This window comes from Faecalimonas hominis (assembly GCF_054660755.1).
The window spans coordinates 21583-42985 of sequence record NZ_BAAHSH010000048.1 but is presented as its reverse complement, the minus strand read 5'-3'; the positions used below and the strand labels follow the sequence as shown (position 1 = coordinate 42985).

The window sequence follows — 21403 nt, the reverse complement described above, 5'->3', positions numbered from 1 at the left end:
TTAATAGTTAGTCTTTCGTAAAAAATTATAATAAAAGTGTTTTCAGTTTTTCTGAATCTATGTTATGATATATCGTGCTGCCTATCATAAGATTAGGGCCTTTTTTACATTGTTTCATACAAGGCTTGGCAGTCAGTTTATATCTTCCGTCCTTTGTCACCTGTCCGGGACGGATTTGCAAAAGTGTCTGGATTTCAGAAAGTACTTTTTGTGCATTTTTGGAGGAGCAGGAAGCGCCGGAACAGACGATGATTTCCGTCTGAAATTTTTCGGCAGTCAGACTCGGATACATGGAAATGATTTTATCAATGAGAGAAGGTTTCATTCCCATGATTTCACCGATCTGCATCTTGGCATCAGCGGGAATACAACCGAAAATATCCTGAGTTTCCCTTAAAAATTGTACGAGTGTCTCCTGATCATTTTGCATTTGCAATGATTGATAATATTCTGTGGTTTCTTTAAACTGCAAGTATTTATCTTCTATATTATTTATCATAATTACAATCCCTTCTAAATGAATTTTTACTATAATGAACAATCATACTATGAGAAAAATGTTTATGCAAGGGAAAAGAAGAGTAAAAGGAAAGAGGTTGAAAATGAATAAAACAAAAAATGTAATGGGAACAAAACCCGTGTTTCCACTTTTGATGTCTATGGCAATTCCGCCTATGGTGTCCATGCTGATTCAGTCCATGTATAACATTGTGGACAGTATTTTTGTAGCACAACTTGGGGAAGATGCGCTGACGGCGGTGTCACTTGCCTTTCCGCTTCAAAACCTTGTTTTATCCGTGGCGGTAGGACTTGGTGTAGGACTAAATGCGGGGATAGCAAGAAATATGGGCGCGGGAAAACAGGATATGGTTGACAGGACTGCCACACATGGAATAGTGTTTACGGCAATACATTCGCTTATGTTTATTTTAATCGGTATATTTTGTATCAAACCGTTTTTCCGTCTGTTCACAGATGATCCGGATATTTTCAAATGGGGCTGTCAGTATACTTATATCGTTATCTGCCTGTCTTTCGGGAGCCTGTTTCAGATTGCCATTGAAAAAATGTTTCAGGCGACGGGAAAAATGATCATGCCGATGATTATGCAGGCAGTGGGTGCGATTATCAATATTATTTTGGACCCTATTTTAATTTTTGGTCTGTTTGGCTTTCCGGAAATGCGTGTACAGGGAGCGGCGGTTGCAACCGTCATTGGGCAAATATCTGCCTGTACTTTAGCTATAATTTTATTCTGTAAAGATAGTGGAGGAATTCACATCAAATTTAAAGGATTTCGCTTTGACAAACAGATTACCAAACAGTTATATATGGTGGCTGTTCCGTCAGGGATTATGACTTCCATGCCATCTATTTTAATTGGTATTTTAAATGGAATCATTTCCGCGGTATCAGGGACGGCAGTTGCAGTTCTCGGAATTTATTTCAAATTGCAGACATTTGTATATATGCCTGCAAATGGTGTTATTCAGGGAATGCGTCCGCTTATCAGTTACAACTATGGTGCAGGTCTGCATCACCGCTTAAGACAGGTGATTAAAGTGAGCGTTATGGTATCGGGAGCAATTATGATATTTGGAACGGTATTATTTGTCGGCATTCCCGAACAGATTTTGAAAATGTTTAATGCAAACGAAGAAATGATGAAAATGGGTGTGGAAACATTGCGCATTATCGGTCTTGGATTTATCGTATCCACAATCGGAACGGTGTACTCAGGTGTATTTGAGTCATTGGGAAGAGGGATAGAATCCCTGATGATTTCGTTGCTTCGCCAATTGATCATTATTGTACCGCTATCTATCGTCCTATTAAAAGTGATGGGACTGACGGGCGTATGGATTACCTTCCCGATAGCGGAAACGGTATCTGCAGTAGTTGCTGTTTTTTTGTTAAGACGCACGATGAAAAAAATGTCTATAGGTAAGTAAAAAACGGGACGTAGTCTTTTGTAAGAAGGCTACGTCCCGTTTTGAAAGTATTTCTCTTTTATTTTTTCTACCGGCATCTCTTTTCCGGTCCAAAGTTTAAACGCCTCCGCCCCCTGAAACAGAAGCATATAAAGTCCGTTAAGCGTCGGACAGCCGGATTCTCTTGCCATGCGAAGAAGTTTTGTTTCCCGCGGATTGTAGATGACATCGGAAACGATTAAATTTTTGTGGAACATATCTGCGTCTGTGATAATCGAGGCGTCAGTATGCGGCGACATGCCGACAGAAGTTCCGTTTGTCAGCAAAACACTTTCGGAAATCTCACGGCGAAGTATATGTTCATCGGAATAATCGTATAAATGAATTTCACAATCGGATACGTTTTTTAAGTCCTCAATAACTTTTTCCATGCGGTGAAAAGAAGCGCTTCTGTTGTTGAATACAGATATTTCCCTTACCCCGTCAAGTGCGGCCTGCACAAGTATGGCGGTAGATGCGCCTCCCGCACCGAGCATAGTCATTTTTTTACCGATAATATCGTGTCCTGCTTCTTTTAACGACTGCATATAACCGATGCCGTCCGTAGTGTATCCTGTAAGGACACCGTTATCATTTACAACGGTGTTTACCGCTCCGCTGATTTTGGCGGCAGGAGACAGTTTGTCACAGAGTCTGCACATTTCATTTTTATTTGGCATAGTCAGGTTGAAACCGCGTACATTTAGTGCGCGCAATCCTTCAACTGCCGTCTCCAATCTGTTCACATCAACATCGAAAGCGAGATAAATATAATTTAACCCCAGTTGTCGAAAAGACTCGTTGTGCATAAGGGGTGAAATGCTGTGGGAAACCGGGATGCCGAGAAGTCCCGTTAAAATGGTGTGTCCATCAATTTGTCTGTTCATTGCAAAACCCTCCTCTATTTTTATAGACTAAAACCCTTTTGAAAAGAAGTCAAGAAAATCCTTTTTGTAGAGGGGAAAAGTGTGGTAATATAAGTATAATTTATTTATTTTGGAGGCAGTACATGAACAGGGTGAGAGTGAGGCAGACCGTCATAGGAGAAGGAAAACCGAAAATCGTTGTGCCGATTGTAGCCGGAACAGAAGCGGAAGTGGAAGAGCAGGTGAAAGAGGCGCGGCAGCAGAAAGCGGATATGTTAGAATGGCGGGGCGATTGGTTTGACGGTATTTTCGATTGGGAGAGAGTGGAAAATGTTTTGCGGCAGTTGCGGAAATATGTAGGGGAAATTCCGGTTTTATTCACTTTTCGGACGGCGAACGAGGGTGGAGAAAAAGAAATTTCCCGGGACGAATACAGAAGATTGAACATAGAGGTTGCAAAAACCAAAATGGCAGATTTAATTGACGTGGAGGGAGTTGCATTTGAAAATGCGGACAGTCTTATAGAGGAACTGAAAGAACTGGGAAGTAAAGTGATTGTTTCCAGTCACGATTTTAATAAGACGCCGCAAAAAAATGAGATAATAAGGCGATTATGTGAAATGCAGAAAATGGGGGCGGATATTGTAAAACTGGCAGTGATGCCCCAATCGGTAAAAGACGTGCTGGAACTTTTGGCTGCCACGGAAGAAATGAACAGGCTGTATGTAAAACAGCCCATTGTGACAATGTCTATGGCAGGGCAGGGTGTTATAAGCCGTTTGGCAGGGGAATTGGTAGGTTCGGCAATGACTTTCGGAACGGCAGGAAAAGCGTCTGCACCGGGACAGATAGATGTGAAAGAATTGGATTTTATATTGACAACGATACATAATCAGTTAAGATAGAGGAAAATGAGGTGAGAGAAATGGAAATGAATATTCAACTGGCTGAGAAAACGAGTCGTATTTATATAGAAAGAGACTGCCGTCTGCACTTGGAGAAATACATTTCTTTGGACTGTAAAGTGATGGTGATCACCGATGAGGGTGTGCCAAAACAGTATTACGAAGAAGTGCTGAGCCAGTGTAAAGAAGGCTGTCTTTTTGTTGCAAAGCAGGGGGAAGAAACGAAAAGTCTTACGGTTTATGAGCAGATTTTGAACAGGCTGCTTGAACTGGATTTCTCAAGAAAAGATTTAGTTATCGCGCTTGGCGGTGGAGTGATTGGTGATTTGAGTGGATTTGTGGCGGGGACGTTTAAACGTGGAATGCGGTTTGCATCTATCCCGACAACAACTCTATCGCAGATTGATTCCAGCATTGGTGGAAAAGTAGCGGTAAATATGGGCGAAGTGAAAAATGTTGTAGGTACGTTTTATCACCCGGAGGCGGTGCTTATTGATTTGAACACACTGTCCACTTTGCCGGAAAGACATTATCATAACGGACTTGTCGAGGCGGTAAAAGCGGGGCTGATTGCAGATGAAAAGTTATTTGAACTTTTTGAAAAGACTGAGAATATAGAGGAAGATTTGGAAGAGATTATTGTCCGCGCCCTGCATGTAAAGAAAAATGTGGTGGAACAGGACGAGAAAGAAGAAAATTTGCGAAAGATTTTAAACTTCGGCCATACAATCGGACATGCCATCGAAAGCATTTACCATTTGGAAGGATATTACCACGGGGAATGTGTCGGTATCGGAATGATGATGATTTTGGAAAATGAAGAAATCAGGGAACGGCTGAGAAGAGTTTTATGTAAATTAAATGTTCCGCTGTCCGCTGATTATGATGTGGAAGAAGTGATACATTTTATTAAAAAAGATAAGAAAGCAAACGGAAAATATGTTACCGTTGTACAGGTGGATAAGGTGGGAGAGGCGAAACTTCTCCCGATAGAAATAGAAAGTTTGAGGGGGAATAAAATATGATTATTACATGTAAGAAAAATGCACCGCAGGAAGAAGTAGATAAAGTTGTTAAAAGTTTTGAACAGCAGGGATTAGAGGTAAACTTTATTCAGGGGGCAAATTATAACGTATTCGGTATTGTTGGGGATACAACCATTGTAGATGAAAGAAAGATTCGCGCAAATAAATGGATTGAAGATGTGACAAGAATCGGCGCGCCTTATAAAAAGGTAAATCGTCTCTTTCATTTGGAGGACAGCGTAGTTGATGTGGCAGGAGTAAAAATCGGCGGAAAAGAAAAAGTAGTTGTCATCGGAGGTCCGTGTTCCGTGGAGGGAAAAGAGGAAATCTGTGATTTGGCGCAGAAAGTAAAAGATGCGGGAGCGGACATGCTTCGCGGGGGAGCGTACAAACCGCGTACATCACCATATGCTTTTCAGGGACTTGGAACGGAAGGAATTGAGGCTATGGTGGAGGCGAGAAGACGAACAGGTCTTCCGATTGTATCTGAAATTATGAGTGCAGATAAAATTGATGAATTTGTAGAAAATGTGGATTTGATTCAGGTAGGCGCCAGAAATATGCAAAACTTTGATTTGCTAAAAGCGCTGGGAAAAATCCGCAAACCTATTTTGTTAAAACGAGGTTTGGCAAATACAATCGAAGAGTGGCTGATGTCTGCGGAATATATTATGGCAGGGGGAAATGATCAGGTTATTCTCTGTGAGAGAGGAATCCGCACGTTTGAAAAGTATACGAGGAATACATTGGATTTGAGCGTTGTGCCGATTATCAAACGTAAGAGTCACCTTCCTATTATTATTGATCCTTCCCATGCTACGGGAGATTGGGAACTTGTGGAATCCATGGGGCTTGCGGCGGTGGCAGCAGGGGCCGACGGTTTGATTGTGGAAGTACATGATAATCCGGAATGTGCATGGAGTGATGGCGCGCAGTCATTGAAACCGGAGAAATTTAAGGCGATGATTGACAAATGCAAAGTAGTGGCAGAAGTTGTCGGAAGAAGTATGTAATAGAAAAGGGCGGGAATAGTTGAAAAGTTCCCGCTCTTAGTTATAGTGATTCCGCGCTGCGCAGAAAGATTTATTTAAACGAATAATAGAGTGTTAAAACGTGGCACACTACCTAAAAAGGAGTGTGCAATATGAATAGGAACAGGAGAATCCGTCGGATTAGTATTATAATCACTATTTTCTGCCTGACTGTTATCTTCTTTCGTTTTCAGGAGAAGTGGGAAACGAAAAAAGTTCTACAGGACGCATCAGGAGAATTAAAAGTACATTTTATGGATACAGGGCAGTCAGAATCCATTTTGATACAGTCGGGTGGAAAAAATATGCTGATTGACGGTGGAACAAATGCGACAGGTGGAAAAGTGGTCGAATATCTTCGCAAAGAGGGGATAACTTACTTGGATTATGTAGTTGGGACGCATGGGCATGAAGACCATATCGGAGGAATTGACGCAGTATTATATAATTTTGAAGTTGGAGAATTATTTTTACCAAAACAGACATATGGGACACATACTTATCGGGATATTCGGGAGACTGCGCAGGCAAAACAAATACCAATAACCGTACCGAAGTGGAAAGAAGTGAGAACGCTCGGAAAGGTGAAAATGATGTTTTTAGCCCCAAATCCAAACAAAATTTATGAAGATGTGAACGATTCTTCTCTAATTTTGAGAATCAGTAATGGAAAACACAGTTTTTTATTTTGTGGTGATATCAGCAAAACATTGGAAAAGGAATTGTCGGAGAAAGATGTGTATCTGAAATCGGACGTGTTAAAATTAAACCACCACGGCAGCAGTGATACGAATTCGATGAAATTTCTAAAAGCAGTTTCCCCCGAGTATGCTGTAGTGTGTTGTGCAGAGGGAAATCCCTTCGGACACCCCCACAAATCAGTATTGAAAAGAGTTAAAAAAAGAAAGATAAAATTATTTCGTACAGATGAGCAGGGAACGATTATTTTGACAAGTGACGGAAAAAAACTGATGAGCAATGTAAAACCGATAAGGGAAAATTTGTGATTTTCACAAAAGGAACATATTTCTCTGTTAGGATAAAAGAAAACAGGTGACGAGGAGAAGAAATCATGGAGCGATTGAAAATATTAATAGTAGATGATGAGAGCAGAATGAGAAAGTTAGTCAAAGACTTTTTGGAGAGGGACGGGTTCACCGTTCTTGAGGCAGGAGATGGCCTTGAGGCAATGGACGTCTTTTATGATAATAAAGACATTGCACTTTTAATTTTGGACGTGATGATGCCGAAGATGGACGGTTGGCAGGTGTGTAGAGAAGTGCGACAGGTTTCACAGGTACCTATCATTATGCTGACGGCAAGAGCAGATGAAAAAGATGAGTTACAGGGATTTGATTTGGGAGTAGATGAATATATTGCGAAACCATTCAGTCCGAAAATACTGGTGGCGAGAGTTGAAGCAATTTTAAGAAGGACAAACGTATTGTTTTCTGAGGAATCAATTGATGCGGGTGGAATTGTGATAGATAAGACGGCGCATCTTGTTACCATTGACAATCAGCCGATTGAGTTGAGTTATAAGGAGTTTGAATTGCTGTCATACTTTGTGGAAAATCAGGGTATTGCACTTTCAAGAGAAAAAATATTGAATAATGTATGGAATTATGATTATTTTGGCGATGCGCGAACAATAGATACTCACGTGAAGAAATTAAGAAGTAAACTGGGCGATAAAGGTGATTATATTAAAACGATTTGGGGCATGGGCTATAAATTTGAGGTGTCGTAATGAAATATTCAATAAAACGTCAGATGGCAACTGTATTTATTGGAATTGTAATGTTTATTCTTCTAGCGGTGTTTGTTATGAACAGCAGATTTCTCGAGGAATACTATGTACAAAATAAAATGCAGGTACTAACAAATATATATCAATCTCTTAATAAACTGATGGAGGAAAATAAGGAAATGGATTCCGAAAGTCTGAATAAGACTTTAGGGCCGTTGGTGGAGAAAAGCAACGTCTCTCTTATTGTGACAGATGCCACCGGAAGCATACGGATTAAAATGCGTACAGACTCGGAAAATGAAGAGCTGAAAACACGTTTAGTCGGCTACCGTTTTAATATTAATCAGGAAGAAAGTACGCTTTTGAAGTCAAGCGATAACTATGAACTGCGAAAGGCGAAAGACCCGCGGAATAAAATGGAATATTTGGAGATGTGGGGAAATTTTTCTAATGGAAATGTATTTCTTTTTAGAAGTCCGCTGGAAAGTATACGTGAAAGTGTCATGATTTTTAACCGTTTTCTCATGTATATCGGAGTGGGGGTTATCCTTATCAGTATCGTGATTATTTGGTATTTTTCAAAGAAGATTACCGATCCGATTTTAGAGTTGGCGATGCTCTCGGAGAAAATGGCTGATTTAGATTTTGATGCAAAATACACAAGCGGCGGGAAAAATGAAATTGGAATTTTGGGCTGCAATTTTAACAAAATGTCACAGAGATTGGAAACAACCATTTCTGAGTTAAAGAGTGCAAATAACGAATTACAGAAAGATATTGAGAAAAAAGAACAGATAGAGACGATGCGTACGGAATTTTTGGGAAATGTTTCTCATGAATTAAAAACACCGATTGCACTGATTCAGGGATATGCGGAAGGATTGAAAGAAGGAATCAGTGACGATGTGGAAAGCCGCGAGTTTTACTGTGATGTTATTATGGACGAAGCGAATAAGATGAATCAGATGGTGAGAAATCTTCTGACGCTGAACCAGTTAGAGTTTGGCAAGGAGGAGATATCATTTGAACGGTTTGATATTGTGGAGTTAGTGCGCGGTGTCATTCAGTCATGCGATATTTTGATTCAGCAAAAAGGTGTCAAAATCAATTTCATTATGGAAGAATCTGTATATGTGTGGGCAGATGAGTTTAAAGCGGAACAGGTTATCAGAAATTATATCAGTAATGCCTTGAATCATGTGGCGGGAGAGAATATAATTGAAATAAAGATTGTGAAGAAGGAAGAGACGGTGAGAGTTTCTGTATTCAACACAGGTTCTCCGATTCCGGAAGAGGATATAGGGCATATTTGGGATAAATTTTACAAAGTGGATAAGGCGCGCACAAGAGAGTATGGAGGAAACGGTATAGGACTTTCCATCGTTAAGGCGATTATGGAATCTTTCCACAAATCATATGGCGTGAAGAATTATGATAACGGTGTAGAATTTTTTATGGAATTGGATTTGAAATAAGGAAATAAAGAAGGAGATACCGATATGGGAGCAATTAATAATGACTGGCTGGACGCGTTAAAAGATGAATTTAGAAAGCCATACTATGCTGAGTTACATAAGAAGGTCTTGGAGGAATATCATACACACCTTATTTTTCCGCCGGCAGATGATATTTTTAATGCGTTTCATTTGACACCGCTGAAAAATGTGAAAGTGGTTATTTTGGGGCAGGATCCCTATCACAATGTAAATCAGGCACATGGGCTTTGTTTTTCTGTTAAGCCGGAGGTGGAGATTCCGCCTTCACTGGTAAATATTTATAAGGAGTTACACGATGATTTGGGGTGCGTTATTCCAAATCACGGATATTTGACAAAATGGGCTGAGCAGGGTGTACTTATGCTCAATACGGTTCTGACTGTGCGGGCTCATCAGGCGAATTCTCACAGGGGAATCGGCTGGGAAGAATTTACGGACGCAGCAATCCGCGCGGTAAATACACAGGACAGACCGATAGTATATATTTTGTGGGGAAAACCTGCACAGGCAAAGAAATCAATGTTGACAAATCCGAAACATTTGATTTTGGAAGCGCCTCACCCAAGTCCGCTGTCGGCATATCGCGGATTTTTTGGAAGTAAACCGTTTAGTAAAACAAATGCGTTTTTAGAAGAACATGGAGTTGAGCCGATTGACTGGCAGATAGAGAGCAGATAAGAGAGGGGATTCCCTCTCTTTAGTTTTTCTTCATTACAAAATTCGTAAGAAGAATGCCGCCCCTCTCTACCTGTTGTTCCTTCACAACCGTGTATCCTCTCTTTTCAAAAAACGGTCTTGCCGTAATCGATGCGTGTGTAGTAAAAGAGGAAGAAAAATGTTTTTCCAGTTCATCGCAGATGGAAGAGGCAATTCCCATTCTCTGATAATCTTTATGGACATACAGGCGGTCAAGATAGCCTGTTTTATCCATATCACCGAATCCGACAATCTTATCTTCTTCAACAGCAATAACTGTATGATTTTTTTCAAAGGAAGCATTCCATTTTTCCAAGTCAATCTGTCCGGTTGCCCATACATTTAACTGTTCTTCCGTGTAATCTTCTGCGTTTACCGTATGAACGGTGTCGTAAAATAATTCTGCTAATTGCTCACAGTCTGTTGAATTATATTTTCTCAGTATCATTATTACCTCCTGTTGAATTTAACTTTTATGATGACAGTATATCATGTTCACTCTTTTGAATAAAATAAAAAATCTTTTGTATTTTCTATTGACAAAATTATAAAAAAGTGGTTATATGAACATATGAACAGTTATTCATATAAAGGAGGAGCAAGTATGTCAGGACATAAGACGGAAAAATGTAACTGCGGTCATGACCACCATGACCATCATGAGCATCATGAATGCTGTGGAGGCCACGATCACCATGAATGTTGTGGACATCATCATGATGTGGAAGAGAAAAAAGAATTAACAAGTCATGCAAAGAAAACGATATATACAATAGAAAATATAGATTGTGCAAACTGTGCGAGTAAAATCGAGAAGAAGATCAATGAGTTACCGGAAGTTGAGGAGGCAATTCTTACATTTGCCACAAAACAGTTACAGGTGGCTTCGGATTCGGAGAAAGATTTACTTCCATTGTTGCAAAAGGCATGTGATTCTGTGGAAGACGGAGTTGTGATTAAAGAGAAAAAGCGAAGTGTAAAAGCGCTTCGCGAAGAGAAGAAAGAAGAGAATAAAAAAGGCGAAATCATCAGTATTGGCATAGGAGCGGCGCTGTTTATTGCCGGAGTGATTTGTAATGGTAAAATGGAAATAGTTCCGATTGTTTTATTTGTACTTTCATATCTTATACTTGGAGGAGGAATTGTTCTTACTGCGGGGAAAAACCTTCTGAAAGGAAGAGTGTTTGATGAAAACTTCTTAATGAGTCTGGCAACCTTATCTGCCTTTGCCATCGGGGAATTTTCAGAGGCGGTAGGCGTTATGCTCTTCTATCGCATTGGAGAATTGTTTGAGCATATTGCGGTAGAAAGAAGCCGTTCGCAGATTATGGAGGCAGTTGATTTGCGTCCGGAAGTGGTAAACAGAATGACAGGTGAAAAGGTAGAAGTAATTCCGTCGGAAGATGCACAGGTTGGAGACATTGTTCTTGTTCGTGCCGGTGACAGAATTCCGCTGGACAGCGTTATCGTGGAAGGAGAAAGTCAGATAGATACTTCAGCAGTGACAGGCGAACCGGTTCCGGTCAAAGTAAAAGTTGGTGAGAAGGTAACTTCGGGCTGTGTCAATTTAACAGGCGTGCTGAAAGTAAAAGTAGAAAAAGTTTTGGAAGATTCTATGGTAACACGCATTCTAAATTCTGTGGAAAATGCGGCATCAAGTAAGCCGAAGATTGATAGATTTATTACAAAATTTGCCAGAGTATATACTCCGTTTGTAGTTGGTCTTGCATTGGCGACTGCAATTCTTCCGTCAATATTTACGGGAAATTGGGAACATTGGATTTACACGGCAATTACATTCCTTGTTATCAGTTGTCCATGTGCGTTAGTTCTAAGCGTTCCGCTTGCATTCTTTTCGGGGATCGGCGCGGGTTCTAAGAGAGGAATTCTGTTTAAGGGCGGCGTAGCGCTGGAAGCATTAAAAGATGTAAAACAGGTTGTTGTAGATAAGACGGGAACGATAACAGAGGGGAATTTTGTACTGCAGAAATGTGTGGCTGTGGAAGGAACGGAAGAAGAACTGCTTCGTTTAGCGGGAAACTGTGAGTTGATTTCCACTCACCCTATTGGAAACAGCATTGTCACAGCGGGAAAAGAAAAAGGTTTAAAACTGGAGCGTCCGCAGAAAGCGGAAGAGATTTCCGGTAAAGGTATTCGCGCGTCATTGAAAGAAGGAGAAATTCTCTGCGGAAACCGTACTTTGATGGAAGAAAACAAGATAGATTTACAACAGTACGAAAAGAAATCTTATGGTACGGAAGTTTTAGTTGCCTTAAACGGAAAATTCATCGGTTATCTTGTCATTTCCGATACAATTAAAGAAGATGCGATTTCAGCCGTTCGTCAGATAAAAGGAGAGAAAGTGGACATTACAATGCTGACCGGAGATGCAAAGAAGAGTGCAGATGCCATAGCAAAAGAAGTTGGAATTGACAATGTGTATGCACAACTTCTTCCGCAGGATAAACTGGAAAAACTGCAGCAGATTCGTAAAGAGAAGGGGGCAGTTATGTTTGTCGGTGACGGTATCAACGATGCGCCTGTGCTTGCAGGGGCAGACGTGGGAGCGGCGATGGGAAGCGGTGCGGACGTTGCCATTGAAGTGGCAGATGTTGTCTTTATGACTTCTTCCGTGGAGGCGATACCGACATCAATCCGTATTGCGAAACAGACGGGAAAGATTGCCGTACAGAATGTGGTATTTGCTTTGGCGATAAAGGTACTTGTAATGATACTTGGACTTCTTGGTTTTGCAAATATGTGGCTGGCTGTTTTTGCAGACACAGGAGTGGCAATGCTCTGTGTATTAAATGCGATACGAATTTTATATAAAAAATAAGTGACAGAGAAAACAGTAATTTATGAATAGTAAAACAGACACTCCATACAGAATGAAGTGTCTGTTTGTATATTACCGTTTTTTGCGAATCAATCCCATAGCCCCAACACTGAACGTAAGCATAAGGAGAGTAAGTGAAATTTTTGAGGAATCTCCTGTTTTTACTGTCTGCGCAGGTTTTTTTGTTGCTACATTTTGCTGGTGTTGAACAGGTTTTTGTGTCTGAGGTTTCTGTGGCGTTTCAGGAATTTCAGGAATTTCAGGAATTTCAGGTGTTTCAGGCGTTTCGGGAACTTCAGGCGTTTCCCAACTTGTTTTTCCTTCCATCAAAATAGAAGTATCTAAATCTTCCTGATAATTTTCATCGTGTGACATTGTATAGGCAGCATTATATGCAAGTGTATTAATTTCTTTTAAGATACTTTCAGGGAGCAGTGTGCTTAAATCAACCATATCCACTATATCACCCGCATTTTTTATCATTCCTGTAATGACACCGTATGCCAGGTTTGTTGTTAAACTGTTATTGCCTTTGTCTAAAACTGTTTCTAAATTCATGTTGATTTTAGAGAGGGCATTTTTAATCGTAGGCTGTGTTGCCTTTATACTTTCTTTTAAAATGTCAGGAAGCAGATTGCCCTGCTGTATTTTTTGGATTGCTGCCGCAGCCCACGCATCGCACGATTCATTACCTGCAAGGTGTAACTGATATACATAGTTGACTAAATCAAATACGTTGTGCGTATCGTCTACTTTACTGTCTAAAATCCGGTTTACTAATGTTTCTACAATGGAAAACAGTGCGTCTTTGTCTCCGAGCAGATGATTGTCTACGTCTGCGAACAGTTGGTCAAAAAAGTTTGACAGTTTTTCATTGGAAACGAAAAGTTCTATTGTCGCTGCTTTTTCTTCTGTCATGGCGGCGGTCTGAATCTGTTCTGCTAAAGTTTTTCGGAAAGTTTCAGGTAATGTTATGGAAATCGTTTCTCCGTTTTCCAGCGGGATTTCCAGTACACCTTCCTGCTTTGCGGAAATTGTCTTGGAAGTATCCTGACTGATACGGATACATTTTTCGGCTGCATCGTAGTAAATGCGGAAGTTAAATCCGGATACACTGAGTGGAAGACCATTCTCTTTTGTAGTCGGAAGAAGTTGTGTGAGCATTTCTACAAGAGTCCGGCTTGTCTGCTCAGGGGTTACCTGTAATAAATCCGCCACAAGTGCTTTGCTGCCACCGTTTGCCAATGTGGAATCTATCATAGGAGAAAGCAGTCCTTCCGTAATCATTGTGCGGATAACCTCGTTTGATAACGTCAGTTTTTTGCCGTACTCGGTCAGATTTTCAATTTTTTGTACATTTCCCGTGTCGAAATCTTCATAGGAGATTGTTCCCGGTGTTTCCATTTTTGTAGTGAGTGTATTACCGTCTTTTGTTTTGTCCGTTCCGTTCTGTACAGTGATACTGCGGAACAGGGAAGGATAAGTTACAAGAGATCCTGTCTCAATGTCATATAAAGTATTTCCGTTTTTAGATGTGTAGGAGGCAATATCGTTTGCGTGCATATGCCCCGTGAAAACGTAACTGATTCCGGCGTCTGCGTATGCTTCACGCACTTCCTCCCAGTTGTCAACGAGGTAGTCGGCCATCAATGTCTGTTCCTGTTCAAAGTGAGGGATAACTCCGTGATGTTGCACAACCATGACGGTATCGCCTTTTGCTTTCGCTTTTTCTGCCTGCGCGGTCACCCAGTCTAAAAGTTTTGGACTGATAACTCCTCCTGTTTCCTGCAAATCTTCTTTGCTGTCTGTCTGGTCGCTGCTGTATTTGCCTGTATCTACGGCAATGAGTGTGTATCCTTCCGCCAACTGCGTAACGTAGGAAAGACTTCCGCCGCGATTGCTGTCAGGGTTGTACTGCACTGTATTTTCACCGTATCCGAATTCTTTGTAGATTTCACGAAATTCCTCTACAGTTGTTCTGTCTGCGTCCTGTGCCGTTTTGGAAGAAAAACCTTTTCCGTGAGGATTGTTGATGTCGTGATTGCCGTTGATAACAAAAAAATTAGTGTCCACACCCTTTTTCTTCAATGCGTCTTTTGCTTCGCTCAATTTTTCGGCAACCGCCTCATGGTTTACCTGTTCCCCGTCTTTTGTCAGGTCGCCGGAAATCATTACAACGTCAGGCTCATCTTTTACAAGTTGATTTAATGTGCCTGTCAGTATGGCGTCACTTTCCTTTAACATTTTTCGGTCGGAGTTCATTGCCGTTGTGAAATCTTCGCAGTCTCCGTATAAACTTTTAGAAAAATAGTGGGTGTCCGACATTACACCGATTTTTAAAGGTTCTTTTTTCTGTGGAACTTCTGCTGCCATGGCAGAAAGAGGTGTACTTCCGATAGTAATGGCACAGGCAAGAGTAACTGCACCGATTTTCATATTCATCTTCATCTTTGCTTTCCTTTCATGTTCGTTTTGATGTTTACAAACGGGATTATAGCAGATTAAAATTTCTTTGTAAGAGAACTTACCGAACTTTAACACAGTTTTACCAACCCTTTACATTTGTAAGAACAATATGATAAAATCAGACTTATTGATAGATTGGAGACTGGTAAGGTGAATGAAAAATGGAACGTGTTGTACCGGGAGAACTTGACCGATAAGGGAAATCCGTTATAATAAGTTTAGAGTGTTTAGAAAGGAAGTATAACATGGGAAAATTAGAAGTGGAGTGTTGTGGCTCGACACATATTCATACAAAAGCAATCCATCAGGTGGAGGAGCATATGCCAAAAGAGGAGACGCTGACTGATTTGGCAGATTTTTTTAAAGTGTTTGGAGATGCCACGAGGGTGAAGATTTTGTATGTACTGCTGCAGTCAGAAATGTGCGTGTGTGATTTGGCGGAAGTACTTCAGATGACGCAGTCGGCTATCTCACACCAACTTCGTGTATTAAAGCAGGTGAAGTTAGTAAAGAATAGAAGAGAGGGGAAAACGGTATTTTATTCTTTGGCGGACGGACATATTCAGACGATTTTAAATCAGGGAATGGAGCATATTTCAGAATAAGGAGAAACATCATGATAAAGAAAAGAAAAACGGCGATATTGTTGTGTTTTGTATGCACGGTTTTAATGACAGGCTGTGCGGGAAAAGTGGATAAAGGGATAGAACATCTGGAGAAAAAAGAGTACAAAGAAGCGATAAAAAGTTTTGATAAAGCAATTGACGGGGGAGAACAGGTTGCGGAAGCCTATCACGGACAGGGAATTGCCTACTGGGAATTAAAAGAATATGATAAAGCGAAAGAGGCAATGCTAAATTATCTGAAAGAAAAGGGGAAACCTACGGCGACCGTTTATCAGATTTTGGGCGACTGTGAGATGAAATCAGAAAACTATGAGGAGGCTCTTTCGTATTATTTAAAAGGCATGAGCAGCGATGGGCTTAATGAAAAACAGTTGCAGGAAATGTCCTACAACGAGATTGTTGCCTATGAAAAACTCAATGATTGGAGCAGTGCAAAGGCAAAAATTTCAGCATATGTTGAGAAGTATCCTGACGACGAGAAGGCAAAAAAGGAAGCAGAATTTTTGGAGACGAGATAAAAATATGGCAGAAATGATAGAGTTATCAAAAGAAATAGAAAAAGTTATTTTGGTCGGTGTCAGCGTGGAGGAAAATGATGACATGGAAAAATCATTGGACGAACTTGAGGAACTGGCGAGAACTGCGGGGGCGGTTACCGTTGGAAGAGTGATACAGAAACGTGAGCAGATTCACCCGGGTACTTATGTGGGTAAAGGAAAGATTGATGAGATTAAAGAACTTCTGTGGGAGACGGAGGCAATCGGAATTATCTGTGATGACGAACTTTCCCCTGCACAACTGGGAAATCTTCAGGACGCACTGGATACGAAAGTGATGGACAGAACACTGATTATTTTGGATATATTTGCGGAGCGGGCGTCTACAAGCGAAGGAAAAATTCAGGTTGAACTTGCGCAGTTAAAATATCGTCAGTCAAGACTTGTAGGTCTTGGGAAATCTCTCTCAAGACTTGGCGGCGGAATCGGAACAAGAGGACCGGGAGAGAAGAAACTGGAGATGGACAGACGTTTAATCAAAGGAAGAATCGCCCAGTTGAACAGAGAACTGAAAGAAGTGAAGCGTCACAGGGAAGTGACACGTGAGCAGAGAAACCGCAATCATCTTCCGGTTGTTGCCATCGTAGGTTATACAAATGCGGGGAAATCCACCCTGTTAAATAAACTGACAGGGGCGTCCGTTTTGGAGGAGGACAAACTGTTTGCCACACTGGATCCGACAACAAGAGGACTGAAATTGCAGAGCAAACAGGAGATTCTTTTGACGGATACGGTAGGATTTATCCGAAAACTGCCGCATCATCTGATAGAAGCGTTTAAAAGTACGCTGGAGGAGGCGAAATATGCGGATATTATTTTGCATGTTGTGGACGCTTCAAATCCACAGTTGGACGAGCAGATGCATATCGTGTATGAGACGCTGCAGCAGTTGGAAGTGGTAAACAAACCGATTATCACTGCGTTTAACAAGCAGGATAAGGCTGACGGTGAAATGATTATAAGAGATTTTAAGGCGGATTATATTGTAAAAATCTCCGCAAAGACGGGAGAAGGTCTGAGCGGTCTTCTGGAAACGATTGAGGAAGTATTGCGCCAGCAGAAAGTGCTGGTGGAGAGAATTTATTCCTATGCCGAAGCGGGAAAAATCCAGTTGATTCGGAAGTACGGTGAACTTCTCACGGAAGAATATAGGGAAGAGGGCATTTTTGTCAAAGCCTATGTACCTGTAGAAATTTATGGCAAAATTCAATAAGAAAAGAAAAACGGAGAATTTCATGGGAATTCTCCGTTCATTGTATAATGGAGAAGAAGATGAAAAAATATCAGATAACAGAGTGGTGTCACCATTTTATAAAAAATCATGTAAAGGAGGGAGAAACCTGTGTTGATGCAACGGCGGGAAACGGAAACGATACATTGCTGTTGGCAGAACTTGTGGGAGAAAAGGGGAAAGTATACGCTTTTGACATACAGGAACAGGCTCTCCGAAGAACGAAGGAAAGACTGGAGGAAAAGAAACTGGACAGTAGGGCAGAACTGATTTTACAAAGTCATGAGGAAATCGGTGAGATTGTAAAAGAAGAAGTATCCTGCATTGTATTTAATTTCGGTTATCTTCCGGGTGGGGATCATTCACTTTCCACAAAAAAGGAAAGCAGTATAAAGGCAATAGAAACCGGTTTGTCTCTATTAAAAAAGGGAGGTCTGATGAGCCTTTGTATTTACAGTGGCGGAGACAGCGGATTTGAGGAAAAAGACGGGATTTTACAATATTTGCGCACGTTGGACAGCAAAAAATATCTTGTCATAGTGAGTGAATACTACAACCGTCCAAACAATCCGCCCATTCCGGCGATGATAATAAAACTATAGGAGGAAAAGCATGTCATTACAATTTATATTCGGCAGTTCAGGTGCGGGAAAATCACACTATTTACATCGGTACATTGTGGAAGAATCGATAAAAAACCCTGCAGAAAATTATTTCGTTATCGTCCCTGAACAGTTTACCATGCAGACACAAAAGGACTTAGTTATGGCACATGAAAGAAAAGGAATTATGAATATTGATGTGCTGAGTTTTGGGCGTCTTGCCCACCGCATCTTTGAAGAGGTAGGTGGAAATCAGAGGATTATTTTAGATGATACAGGGAAAAGTCTGATTTTGCGAAAGATTGCGGGGGATAACGAGGACGAGTTAAAGGTACTGCGTGGAAATTTAAAGAAACACGGTTATATCGGGGAGATGAAATCTGTTCTTTCCGAGTTTGCACAATATAACATTGACGTTGATACTCTGGATAAAATGGCGGATTCTGTGGAAGAAGGAACGTATTTCCAGTGGAAATTAAAAGATATTGCAAAAGTCTATGAGGGATTTTCGCGGTATCTTTCCGACAAATATATTACAAACGAGGAACTCTTGGACGTATTGTGTCACGTTATTGGGAAATCGGATATCTTAAAGGACAGTGTTATTGCCTTTGACGGATTTACGGGATTTACGCCCGTGCAGGATAAAGTGATGAAAGAATTGCTCCATGTCTGCAAAAAAGTTGTTGTGACCGTGACGATAGATGAGAGAGAAAATCCGTATACATTTACTCACCCGTATCAGTTATTTGCGTTAAGTAAAAGGCTGGTGACAGGATTGACAGCGCTTGCTAAAGAGGAGAGAGTGGAGATTGTGGCGCCGGTCTGTCTGCCGCAAAATCCTGCTTATCGTTTTCGCGAGAATCCTCCGTTGGCATTTTTGGAAAAACATTTATTCCGATATACGACAGACAGTTTTTCGGGGGAACAGGAGAGTCTATCTCTCCACTGTGCAAAGATGCCTAAGGACGAAACTGCTTTTGTTATGCAGGAAATCCGTCATTTAGTGCGGATAAAAGGATATAGATACAGGGATATTGCAATTATTGCAGGAAATATTGCAACTTATGCGGACTATATGGAAAAAATGGCAGAAGTGTACGCTATTCCGATTTTCATGGATTATAAGCGAAGCGTTTTGTTGAATTCTTTTGTGGAATATATCAGAAGTCTTTTGGCGATGGCGGAACAAAATTTGACTTACGAGAGTGTGTTCCGATTTCTCAGAACGGGGCTTACTGGGTTTTCACGGGAAGATATAGACATACTGGAAAACTATGTTATCGCTATGGGGATAAAAGGATATAAAAAGTGGAATGAGAAATGGGTTCGCACTTACACGGGACTTTCGGAGGAAGAGTTAGAAAAAGTCAATGAAATCCGAAGTGAATTTGTAAAGATGATTCAGGACGTCATGAGCGTTTTGAAAAAGAGAAGAAAGACGGTGACGGAGATTACTCTTGCGCTCCACAGTTTCTTTATGCAGGAGAAGTTGCAGGAAAAATTGGTGAAATATGAGGAAACATTTCAGGAGAATAATGAACCTGCGCTTGCAAAAGAGTATGCGCAGATTTATCGTATCGTAATTGAAATCTTTGATAAATTTATTGAACTTTTGGGCGATGAATATTTACCGCTAAAAGAGTATTGTGCCCTGTTGGACGCAGGATTTGAGGAGGCGAAAGTCGGCGTGATTCCGCCGGGAATTGATGAAGTCATTGTAGGTGATATGGAGAGAACAAGGTTAAAAGAAGTGAAAGTACTGTTTTTTGTCGGGGCAAATGATGTGTTCATTCCGGGAAATCAGGCGGGAAACGGTCTTCTCTCGGAACAGGACAGGAAAATATTTGAGGCACGGAAAATCCCGCTTGCACCGAACGGAAAAGAGAAGATTTACATTCAGAAGTTCTACCTGTATATGAATCTGACAAAACCGAGTGAAAAAGTATATGTCTCTTACAGCAAAGTGAGCGGAGACGGAAAGGGAATACGACCGGCATATTTTTTGCAGGATTTAAAAAGATTATACCCGATGCTTCATGTAAACGAGGAAGAGGAGAAGAAGTTTACCGAGTTGGAACTGACGAAAAAAGCGGGGATTACCTATATTATCTCCGGTTTGCAGAGAAGAAGGGAAGAGATTACCGACGAATGGCTGGAATTATATACGTCTTATCGGAAAGATGAAGATTGGGAAGGAATCATTGACAATCTGATTGAAGCGGGATTTTATAAAATGCCGGAAGACAGGCTGTCAAAACAGATGGCAGAAAAACTTTACGGAGAAAAGATTGAGGGAAGTGTCACACGGTTGGAAAGATTTGCGGCGTGTGCATTTGCACATTTTTTATCCTACGGTCTGCGGTTGAAAGAGAGAAAAGAGTATAGGTTTGAGGCTGTCGACTTGGGGAATATTTTCCACAGGGCAATCGAAATATTTTCCCGAAATCTTGTTAAAAGCGGGTATACATGGACAACCCTGCCGAAAGAAGTGGAGGAGGAACTGATTGAGGAAAGCGTGGAAACGAGCATTACGGACTATGGAAATACGGTTCTCTACAGTTCGGCGAGAAATGAATATATGATTACCCGCATCAAACGAATGATGAAACGCACTGTGTGGGCGCTGGCAAAACAGTTGGAGAAGGGCGATTTTGTTCCAAGCGGCTACGAGGTTTCTTTTGGAAAAGGAAAGATAGACAGAATTGACATCTATGAAACGGAAGACAGGGTATATGTAAAAGTAATTGATTATAAGACAGGTACAAAGACGTTCAGTCTGGCATCTCTTTATCACGGGCTGCAACTGCAGTTGGCAATGTATATGAATATGGCGGTGGAATTGGAGAGAAGAAAACAGCCGGAGAAAAAAGTTGTCCCGGCGGGGCTTTTCTATTACCAGATGAAAGATCCGATTATTGATAAAGTGGAGGAGGACAAATGGGAAGAAACGGTCTTATCCAAACTTCGATTGGACGGAATTGTAAATGCAAACGAGGAAGTCATTAACCATTTGGACAGGGAATTCAGCGGCAATTCGCTGGCAATTCCGGTGGGAAAAAACAAAAACGGAAGCCTTTCCAAGACATCAAAAGCGTTTTCAGAAGAAGAGTTTTCTATTATTTCCAGGTATGTGGAAAAAGAAGTAAAAGATATAGAAGGAAGAATGGAGGAGGGAGAAATCGAGGTTTCCCCTTATGAAATGGGAACGAGTTATGGCTGCGATTTCTGTCAGTTTAAGGGAGTATGCCATTTTGATGAAAAGATTGAGGGCTGTGAGTACCGCAAACTTGGCAGGTTGAGTGACGAAGAAGTATTGAAAAAAATGATGGAGGAACTGTAA

At 41.0% G+C, this 21403-nt stretch carries 18 protein-coding genes; 14 read left to right on the top strand and 4 right to left on the bottom strand.

Annotation, left to right across the window (positions count from 1 at the left end; genetic code table 11):
- Window positions 1-25: 25 nt before the first annotated feature.
- Window positions 26-499 carry an NADH-quinone oxidoreductase subunit NuoE family protein gene (locus ACYQ35_RS09000; RefSeq protein WP_009462007.1) on the bottom strand — a complete coding sequence of 158 codons (474 nt, stop codon included), beginning with the start codon at window positions 497-499 and terminating at the stop codon, window positions 26-28.
- A gap of 103 nt (window positions 500-602) precedes the next feature.
- On the opposite strand from ACYQ35_RS09000, the gene ACYQ35_RS08995 reads away from it, so the two are divergent.
- A complete protein-coding gene (locus ACYQ35_RS08995; protein WP_459832558.1) occupies window positions 603-1952 on the top strand; it encodes an MATE family efflux transporter in 1350 nt (449 codons plus the stop codon).
- Window positions 1953-1981: 29 nt separating this feature from the next.
- On the opposite strand, the gene ACYQ35_RS08990 is transcribed toward ACYQ35_RS08995, so the two are convergent.
- On the bottom strand, window positions 1982-2857 hold the full coding sequence (locus tag ACYQ35_RS08990) for a shikimate dehydrogenase (RefSeq protein WP_459832555.1): 876 nt from the start codon (window positions 2855-2857) through the stop codon (window positions 1982-1984).
- Window positions 2858-2979: 122 nt separating this feature from the next.
- Between ACYQ35_RS08990 and aroD the strand changes: the two genes are divergently transcribed.
- From aroD to ACYQ35_RS08955, 7 genes are all read left to right on the top strand, one after another.
- Window positions 2980-3741: a type I 3-dehydroquinate dehydratase gene (aroD, locus tag ACYQ35_RS08985; protein WP_459832551.1), complete on the top strand. Its 762-nt coding sequence runs from the start codon at window positions 2980-2982 to the stop codon at window positions 3739-3741.
- Window positions 3742-3761: 20 nt separating this feature from the next.
- Window positions 3762-4766 carry a 3-dehydroquinate synthase gene (aroB, locus tag ACYQ35_RS08980; RefSeq protein WP_459832547.1) on the top strand — a complete coding sequence of 335 codons (1005 nt, stop codon included), beginning with the start codon at window positions 3762-3764 and terminating at the stop codon, window positions 4764-4766.
- Window positions 4763-5779 (top strand): 3-deoxy-7-phosphoheptulonate synthase, encoded by a 1017-nt coding sequence (aroF, locus tag ACYQ35_RS08975; RefSeq protein ID WP_459832542.1) that lies wholly within the window; start codon window positions 4763-4765, stop codon window positions 5777-5779. Before aroB ends, aroF begins: the two co-directional genes overlap by 4 nt.
- Before the next feature lie 131 nt (window positions 5780-5910).
- Window positions 5911-6804, top strand: a complete 894-nt coding sequence (locus ACYQ35_RS08970) for a ComEC/Rec2 family competence protein (RefSeq protein WP_459832537.1) — start codon at window positions 5911-5913, stop codon at window positions 6802-6804.
- Window positions 6805-6869: 65 nt separating this feature from the next.
- Window positions 6870-7547, top strand: a complete 678-nt coding sequence (locus ACYQ35_RS08965; protein WP_009462000.1) for a response regulator transcription factor — start codon at window positions 6870-6872, stop codon at window positions 7545-7547.
- Complete coding sequence (locus ACYQ35_RS08960) at window positions 7547-9022, top strand: sensor histidine kinase (RefSeq protein ID WP_009461999.1); 1476 nt, start codon at window positions 7547-7549, stop codon at window positions 9020-9022. Before ACYQ35_RS08965 ends, ACYQ35_RS08960 begins: the two co-directional genes overlap by 1 nt.
- 24 nt (window positions 9023-9046) lie before the next feature.
- The gene (locus ACYQ35_RS08955; protein WP_009461998.1) at window positions 9047-9721 is read left to right on the top strand and encodes a uracil-DNA glycosylase; all 675 of its coding nucleotides are present in this window, start codon (window positions 9047-9049) and stop codon (window positions 9719-9721) included.
- Between the two features lie 19 nt (window positions 9722-9740).
- Here the strand turns inward: ACYQ35_RS08955 and ACYQ35_RS08950 are convergent, their stop codons facing one another.
- Window positions 9741-10187: a GNAT family N-acetyltransferase gene (locus ACYQ35_RS08950; protein ID WP_009461997.1), complete on the bottom strand. Its 447-nt coding sequence runs from the start codon at window positions 10185-10187 to the stop codon at window positions 9741-9743.
- Window positions 10188-10343: 156 nt separating this feature from the next.
- Between ACYQ35_RS08950 and ACYQ35_RS08945 the strand changes: the two genes are divergently transcribed.
- Window positions 10344-12578, top strand: coding sequence for a heavy metal translocating P-type ATPase (locus ACYQ35_RS08945; RefSeq protein WP_459832514.1), 2235 nt, complete (start codon window positions 10344-10346; stop codon window positions 12576-12578).
- Window positions 12579-12650: 72 nt separating this feature from the next.
- Here the strand turns inward: ACYQ35_RS08945 and ACYQ35_RS08940 are convergent, their stop codons facing one another.
- Window positions 12651-15026, bottom strand: coding sequence for a metallophosphoesterase family protein (locus ACYQ35_RS08940; protein ID WP_459832511.1), 2376 nt, complete (start codon window positions 15024-15026; stop codon window positions 12651-12653).
- A gap of 263 nt (window positions 15027-15289) precedes the next feature.
- On the opposite strand from ACYQ35_RS08940, the gene ACYQ35_RS08935 reads away from it, so the two are divergent.
- Genes ACYQ35_RS08935 through addB form a run of 5 tightly spaced genes read left to right on the top strand, consistent with a single transcriptional unit; the run spans window position 15290 to window position 21403 of the window.
- Entirely contained in the window at window positions 15290-15649 is a 360-nt protein-coding gene (locus tag ACYQ35_RS08935; protein ID WP_009461994.1) for an ArsR/SmtB family transcription factor, read from the top strand.
- A gap of 11 nt (window positions 15650-15660) precedes the next feature.
- Window positions 15661-16188 (top strand): tetratricopeptide repeat protein, encoded by a 528-nt coding sequence (locus ACYQ35_RS08930; RefSeq protein WP_459832505.1) that lies wholly within the window; start codon window positions 15661-15663, stop codon window positions 16186-16188.
- A 4-nt stretch (window positions 16189-16192) separates the two neighbouring features.
- On the top strand, window positions 16193-17440 hold the full coding sequence (hflX, locus tag ACYQ35_RS08925) for a GTPase HflX (RefSeq protein ID WP_459832501.1): 1248 nt from the start codon (window positions 16193-16195) through the stop codon (window positions 17438-17440).
- Window positions 17441-17499: 59 nt separating this feature from the next.
- Complete coding sequence (locus tag ACYQ35_RS08920; protein WP_009461991.1) at window positions 17500-18060, top strand: tRNA 5-(aminomethyl)-2-thiouridylate-methyltransferase MnmM; 561 nt, start codon at window positions 17500-17502, stop codon at window positions 18058-18060.
- A gap of 10 nt (window positions 18061-18070) precedes the next feature.
- The gene (addB, locus tag ACYQ35_RS08915) at window positions 18071-21403 is read left to right on the top strand and encodes a helicase-exonuclease AddAB subunit AddB (RefSeq protein WP_459832495.1); all 3333 of its coding nucleotides are present in this window, start codon (window positions 18071-18073) and stop codon (window positions 21401-21403) included.